Source organism: Okeania sp. SIO2B9 (assembly GCF_010672505.1).
GTDB classification, from domain to species: Bacteria; Cyanobacteriota; Cyanobacteriia; order Cyanobacteriales; family Microcoleaceae; genus Okeania; species Okeania hirsuta.
The window spans coordinates 1-7,563 of the sequence record NZ_JAAHGK010000214.1; the positions used below are offsets into that span (position 1 = coordinate 1).

Annotated in this window: 4 protein-coding genes; 2 read left to right on the forward strand and 2 right to left on the reverse strand. The window is 35.5% G+C overall.

Annotated features, from left to right (window positions below; genetic code table 11):
- Both F6K13_RS10145 and F6K13_RS10150 read left to right on the forward strand, forming a co-directional pair.
- A partial coding sequence (locus tag F6K13_RS10145) for a polysaccharide deacetylase family protein (RefSeq protein WP_287287316.1) occupies positions 1-593 on the forward strand: 593 nt, incomplete at its 5' end.
- Between the two features lie 1,443 nt (positions 594-2,036).
- Positions 2,037-4,982 (forward strand): S-layer homology domain-containing protein, encoded by a 2,946-nt coding sequence (locus F6K13_RS10150; RefSeq protein WP_124155503.1) that lies wholly within the window; start codon positions 2,037-2,039, stop codon positions 4,980-4,982.
- A 1,394-nt stretch (positions 4,983-6,376) separates the two neighbouring features.
- On the opposite strand, the gene F6K13_RS10155 is transcribed toward F6K13_RS10150, so the two are convergent.
- On the reverse strand, positions 6,377-7,261 hold the full coding sequence (locus F6K13_RS10155) for a transposase (RefSeq protein WP_240039181.1): 885 nt from the start codon (positions 7,259-7,261) through the stop codon (positions 6,377-6,379).
- Positions 7,185-7,445, reverse strand: a complete 261-nt coding sequence (locus tag F6K13_RS10160; protein WP_240039182.1) for a helix-turn-helix domain-containing protein — start codon at positions 7,443-7,445, stop codon at positions 7,185-7,187. Before F6K13_RS10160 ends, F6K13_RS10155 begins: the two co-directional genes overlap by 77 nt.
- Between the last annotated feature and the right edge of the window lie 118 nt (positions 7,446-7,563).

A 7,563-nucleotide genomic window follows, 5' to 3' on the forward strand; every position in this document is an offset into this window, starting at 1 on the left:
TTACTCTTACTTTTGATGATGGACCACATCCAGAATATACACTTCAATTATTAGAAGTTCTAGATAAATATCAGATTAAAGCTAACTTTTTTTGGTTAGGTATATGTATAGATCGTTATCCAGAAATAGCTAAAGCTGTATATGAAAAAGGTCATTGGATTGGTTTACATGGCTACGAACATATATCATTTCCTCAACTAACTCCTATTCAACTTAAATCTAGTTTAAAAAAAACGCAGCTTTCTATCTATAATGCTTGTGGATTAGAAGCAAAATTAGTTTGTGATGTTCGTCCTCCCAATGGTGTATTTCTACCTCAAACTTTAAAGTTATTAAAGCAATGGGGATATCGAAATATTATGTGGAGTGTAGTACCTGAAGATTGGGTTAGACCAGGGATTTCAGTTGTAGTTAATCGAGTAGTTCAGCAAACCTCTAATGGTTCTATTATTGTTTTGCATGATGGATGTTATGGCGGTCAAGATGTGGCAAAAATAGCTGCTGAAATAATTCCAATTTTACTAGAAAAAAATTACGAGTTTATTACTATAGACAAAATGTGGCAAACCAATATAACGCTCCGTGCAATGTAAAAGTCAGTAGGGGCAAACGGCCGTTAGCTTCGCAGAACTATCTTTAACGCCCGTACAAAAGTAATCCCTAACTCTCGTTTTTTATAAATGTCCGCGCCCTTTGTTTCAACTGCTATAAAACAGATATAGCTTTTTCATTTGAAATACGGAAACAGAATCTTGCTAAAAAGGAAACAGTAAAGAAGAAAAACACTATTAAATAGTAGCTTTGCACAATAATTAATGGATACTCAATACAGAATTTTTTTCTAAGAAAAAATCTCAATCTAGATTTACATCTCATTTGGAAACGCTATATAAGTAAGTAACCAATAATTTTAAGGAAAGGTAATTGTTAATTATTAAAGCGTTGGTGATTTTGGCTATAATTTGTAAGCATTCAGCCGTCAGCAATTAGCAATCAGCTATTGCTTTTAGTTTTAGATAAAAGCTTTACTAATTGAGGCAGAATTTATACTTAACTATAAAATATGGTGCTCAACAGTCTATATTCATTAAAACCTCATCATAATAGCTGAGAGCTGACAGCTAATAGCTGAATGCTTACTATAATTTTGCTTTAATGACTATTGCCTAACTAGGGCTTGCGCTCATAAATATCAAAGTCTTTATAGATCAGGACTTACGCAAAGGCACTATACATAGTGTGTCAGTGCGTTACGCTACCGCTAACACACCCTACTAATAGCGTTAATTCGTAAGTCCTGTAGATAAAGGTAAATGCCTTTTTAGAACGTGAAAAAGCACCTAATTTTCGCCTTATAAAGCTGAAAAAATGAGTATTTTGGCGTATAGTTTTGCAGAGTTGGAAAAGGATGATTTTTCATTCTACCTCCTCTACAACTCCCTCCAAATCTTGAGTTTTAGCTACTCCCTACTCCCTGCCGAGCGCAAAAAGACTAGTGAAGCGCAAACCCTAACTATTAAATGAAAAGCATTTTATATTTTGTCAAGTTTAGATTGCATCCCTTGATTCACCAACGCCATTATTAATTGTTGAAATAAGCCTTTTATCGTAATCCCGGTTTAAACATTCCATAAAGCATTATTGAATTGACAAATGTCTAATAGATATCTCCAATAATAAAAAATAAAATCAATTATTCCACATCAATCATCAATTATTTCTCCCTACTCTGTACGGACGTTGTATGTAACGTCCCTACTACTCCCTCTTTTCTAGAGATGTCTAATAACAATGGAACTAAATATAATTTTCTTTGGTCAAAGATAAAATAAACTGGCTAGAATAAGTGTAAGTATTTTCTGCGGAATGCTGCGTAAACAGCTGTCAGCTATTAGCTAGCCTCATAAGGTCAGAAATGCGGACTTCAGCTATTAATTTTGGGAAAGGTAGAAGCAACCTTTGAAATTAAGAAATAATAAAAAAATTACTGTCAAAGTCTCATTTTTTTAGAATTCAAAAGTGGTGGAGGAAAATTAATGATAAAAATTTATAAATGGCATCCTGTCCTTGCTTTATTTATAGCATTAAGTACCATAATAAATCCCAAATTATTTCAGCATAAAATTATAAAACCAGCACTTGCTCAAACAACCTTAAAAGATATACAAAACCATTTTGCTCAAGCTTGTATTGAAGATTTATTAGACAAAAAAATCATATCTGGCGACTATGAAAGTCAAACATTTCGTCCTAATGCACCTGTAACTAGAGCAGAATTTGCTGCAATGATTACTAGAGCTTTTCCCGATGCAAAATTAGTACGCGATCCGGTTAAATTTGTAGATGTTCCTCAAAATTATTGGGCTTATAATGCAATTCAAAAATCTTATGAAACGGGTTTTTTATCCGGATATATTGGTAAGACTTTTAACCCTACTCTCAAGATTACAAGATGGCAAGTATTAACAGCTTTAAGTGAAGGATTAAATTATCGAAAAAGTACATCTGTAGAAAAAAATTTAAACACAACCTTTGAAGATGCAGAAGCAATTCCTGAAGAGGCAAAAAAATCTATTGCTGCAGCAACAGCCAAAGGTATTGTTGTAAATTATCCAAATGTGAGAAAACTCAATCCTAATCGAGATGCTACTCGCTCAGAGGTGGCTACTTTTTTATGTCAATCTATTGCAAATACTGAAACAAATAATGATAGTTTAGTTTCTAAAATCCCCTCAGAATACATTGCCAAAATTGATATAGATACTCAATCAACAACTACCGCAACTGCACCAGAAACTACTCCAGAATCTACGGCAAATACTAACTCAGAAACTACTCCAGAATCTTCTACAGAAAATACAGAACCACCAGGAATTGTAGAAAGGTTTGGCAATGGTAATTTACAAGCAGAAATTATTTACGAACAAGCAAATAATACAGATTTAGTAAGTAACTTAAATCTGAAAATTATCAGAGATGGAGAAATTATTTTAAATGAACCAATACCAGTTAAATCTTTAGCAGGTGACTCAGAATCTGACACTGAAATGGAAGTATTAGCAGGTAGATTCGTGAAAGTACAGTTACTAGACTTAGATGGAAATGGAGAATCAGAAGTATTAGTAGATTTAGTAACTATAAATAATAGTGATGTTGTATTTGATAGTGGTACTTATTCATTGATTTATCTCTACGAAGCAACACGAAATAAATATTCTATGTTGCGTCATTTCTGGGGAAATGTAAATTATAGACTTACAGATTTAGATCAAGATAATATTCCAGAATTTAAAAGTGTTGATGGTAGATTTGCTAAGGTATTTTCTAATATAAATGATGCTAGATTTCCCATTCGTATTTGGCAGTATCGTCAAGGAGAAATGGTAGATGTTACCAGGCAATATCCAGTACAAATAAATACTAGCGCTTCAGAACTTTGGCTAGAATTTTATCAGCGTTCTAGTCAAAATCAAAATGTCAAAGGAGTTTTGGCAGCTTATCTAGCAAATAAATATTTGTTAGGTCAAAAAGAAGATGGTTGGAAATTAATAGAAAAGGTATATCAAAACAGCGATCGCGAAGTATATTTTGATAGTTTGCGTCAATTTTTAGTAGATAAAGGTTATGATAGCGATCGACAAATTAGCGGAAATGTAGTTGTGCCTGAAAATACTGCTACAGAAAATCAAGAAACTGTCACCTTTGCGACTAATGACACGGAAGAAATTTCACCTCAAGTAACTACAGAAAAGACAGAAACAGAAAATACACTTCCACCAGAAACAACAGAAACAGATGATAACCCTGAAACACAAAGACCCGAAACTTCACCCCAAGCAACCACAGAAACAGAAAATACACTTCCACCAGAAACAACAGAAATAGACGACAACCCTGAAACACAACAACTCGAAACTTCACCCCAAACAACCACAGAAACAGAAAATACACTGCCACCAAGAACACTGCCAGCAAAAACAACAGAAACAGACGACAACTCTGAAACACAACAACTCGAAACTTCACCCCAAACAACCACAGAAACAGAAAATACAGAAACGCAGCCAGATATTAGTAACGATTTAGTGCTAGCACCAAGGTTAGTTCGCTCTCTATCTAATCAGCAAACAGATTCTGCTTTATCTGTAACCATTAGTTTTGATGGAGAAATATTAGCCAGTAGTCGCGGTCAAGATATCCTACTGTGGAACTTACAAACAGGCAAATTGCTAGATACTTTATCCAGTCATCAAGCTAATGTCCGCTCAGTAGCAATTAGTCCAGATGGAAAAACTCTAGCTAGTGGAAGTGGAGATGGTACAGTAAAATTATGGGATATTCCTACAGGAGAAATGCTCGTCAGTTTTTTGCATTCAGGGGTAGTAACTGCTGTTGGTTTCACCGCTGATGGCAGAGCAGTAATAGGATGCAGCGCCGATCGCGGAATGAAATCTTGGGATATTTATACAGGGCAACTACTGCACAGGATGAATGGTACTCAACCTATTGCTTTTGGCGCTGGTGGCCTGCGCATGGCAGCTAGTGGAGGGCCGAGATTTATTCGACTGTGGAATGCAGAGCAAGGGCAACTGTTGAAAAATCTTTCTATACCCAATACAAATAATAATCGTGGCATAGAAGCGATCGCTTTCAGTGAAGATGGGCAAACTATTGCTCATGCGATGAAGGGAGAAAGTAAGATTTTAGTCTGGGATGTGGAAAGCTGGAAAGTACGTTATACTCTAGAAAAACATTCTCAGGCAATTAAGGCGATCGCAATTAGTCCAGATGGAAAAATACTTGCTAGTAGTAGTGAGGATGGTAATATTAATCTGTGGGATCTTGGTACTGGAAAATTGTTGAGAAGTATCAAAGGTGATGGTGCAATTGTTTTTAGTCCAGATAGCAAACAACTTGTAAGTGTTTCGCAAGATAATATTATTCAGTTATGGCAAATTTATGGGTCTGCGATCGAACAGTAAAATTATAGGTAGTCCTATAGATGTAGTAATATCAAATCCGCTCGGGTTCGGTATAAAAAAAATTTTCATCTTCATCCAAGAGCAAATGTTTCGCGCATTCTCTTTCCTCCTGACTCCTGTCTTCCCCTCCTAGGAGGGGTTAGGGGTGGGTTGTCTCCTACCCTTACCCATAAGACTTTTTCAGAAAACCCTAATTAGGGGTTTGAGTAAGGCAGCTATGTATCCCCCCTAACCCCCCTTTGAAAGGTTTTCCCCTATTGTCACCTTAATTTTATACACAAACGATGCTACCGGACATGATATTAAGGGATAATTTGAGTAATACTAATTCCCAAAAGTAATGCTATACTTAGGCAGCACTTCAGTTATTAAGTAATTAAAACAAGTTAAATCACTTTGCATGCTAATTTGAGCTAATTTAATATTAATTGTTCTTATGTTTACTTCTTCCCCACTCCCCTACTCACCTACTCCCCTACTCAAGAAAACGTAGAAAAGTTTTTGATAAATGGTATAAGTGAGAAAAGGAAAGGAAGGATTACTTTTTGCTGCAAGAGGGTTTGTTAAAAGAGGCAGAAAGTTGGTTGGAAAAAGCAGAGCAAAAAATTCTGGAAAAAGAGAGGGAGTATGTTGAGAAAAGTAGGAAAATACGAGAGAGAGAGTGACAAAAACTTATTTCTGGGTTAACAGGTGGTTTGGCGATCATGTCATTATTTGCTGTGTAGGCGGTGTGGCAATAGCAACGTGCGGAAAGACAAAGTTTGATTAATGAAGTAGATAGTTTGAGTAATTTAGCATTGAATCAATTTCAGTCTGGGGCTTTAAACCAAATAGATTATGGTGAATCAGTAGGGGCAATTCACTAAGGAATAACAAAATTTGAACAAGGTCAGGGAAAAGCTGCCCATTTTACATTAACAGAGTTGAGAAAAAACATGATATTTCAGGTTTAAATTTCTCCATCTGCTTATAATTCTTTTACTGATACTTCTAATTCGTCTACTAATTCTTTTAGTTCTAATTGTTCATGGGAGGATAAGCTTTCTGATTCTTCATCAAGTGAACTTTCTTCTGCCGATAAGAACCTTTCTACTTCTGCTGATAATTCATCTAATTCTTCTAAAATTCTTGTTCTTTGTCTGCGTAAACTATTTGTTTGCCTGGGAAATTGTTCTAGTTCTAATTTTTCATAGGAGAAGAAGCTTTCTGATTTTTCTTCGCCAAGCTGACCAGGTTTAGTTTGCTTTGTTAAGATCCCGTTCTACTAAACTTACCCAAACTTACCCATACATGGTTGCATGAGCTTTGGAGCTAGCTTCCTGCTTCACAGAAGACCACCGACCGCAGTCTGCAACTTATCTTCTCCACAGGCTTAAAATCGCTTGAAACTCAAGCTACTGATTCACATAGTTTTTCAGGTTGATAGCAGCATTCAAATCTCTATCAGCTTCAAAACCGCATTCACTACATTCATAAGTTCTCAAGTGCAACGGCATTTTCTGTTGATGCCCACAGTTTGAACATATTTGAGAACTTGGATAAAATCTATCCGCTATGACTAATTTACTGCCGTACCATTCACATTTGTATGTCAGCTGACGCTTAAATTCATAAAAGCCACAATCAGCAATAGCACTTGCTAGTTTGTGATTTTTGAGCATTCCACTTACGTTTAAATCCTCAATTACTATGGTGCTGTGGTTTTTAGCTAACCATGAAGTGAGTTTATGTAGTGCATCTGCTCTGATATCGGCTACTTTTTTGTGTGATGAAGCTAGTTTTTTTACTGCTTTGCATCTGTTTTTGGAGCCAATAACTTTTTTGCTGACTGCACGTTGATGACGAACTAATTGTTTTTTGGCTTGCCTGTAGGCTTTAACATTAGCAAATTTGCTGCCATCAGAACAGGTTGCTAATGTATTTATGCCTATATCTACACCAATAGTTTCTCCAACTTTTTCTGTTGGTTCGGATTCAAAATTGTACTTGAAACTGATGTACCAACTATCTGCTTTTTTTGAGATGGTGACGTTTTTTACTGGTACAGAGGGTAAAATTTCATAAGTTTTTACTATTCCTATTCTGGGTAATTGTATGTAGTTTCCTTGAATAATCTTAATACTTCCTTCTAAGTAAAAGCTGTCTTTTCTGCCTTTTTTTTTAAAGACTGGAAATCCACGTTCAGGAATAGTTAGAAAGTTTTTAAATGCCCTCTCTAAATCTCTTAATGCTTGCTGGGGGGCACCCGATCGATACCTCATAATACCAGGGATTTTCACTTTTTACTTCAGCAATCAAACGTTTATGTAAAGTGATAGCACTAGGCCGTTTCTTAGTTTCCTTGTATTCACAAATGCAAGTTGCTAATCCCCAATTATAAGCATGACGGGCTACACCTGCGTGTTTGGCAAGTATGGTTTTTTGATAATTGTTAACTTTTAATTTGGTCTTGATTGATTGCATTTCAGTTGTCGGCCACCTCTTTTAATAGTTTAATAAGTTAAACATAAATCTAATATATCACAGTAAATGTCTATTTATGTTTAACTTTGTCCAATTATTTTAATACTGTTGATAGCCC

What these genes read in the sequence shown, in the direction of transcription:
- F6K13_RS10150 (WP_124155503.1), top strand. Translation starts at nt 2,037, where the DNA reads ATGATAAAAATTTATAAATGGCATCCTGTCCTTGCTTTATTTATAGCA.
- F6K13_RS10160 (WP_240039182.1), bottom strand. Translation starts at nt 7,445, where the DNA reads ATGCAATCAATCAAGACCAAATTAAAAGTTAACAATTATCAAAAAACC.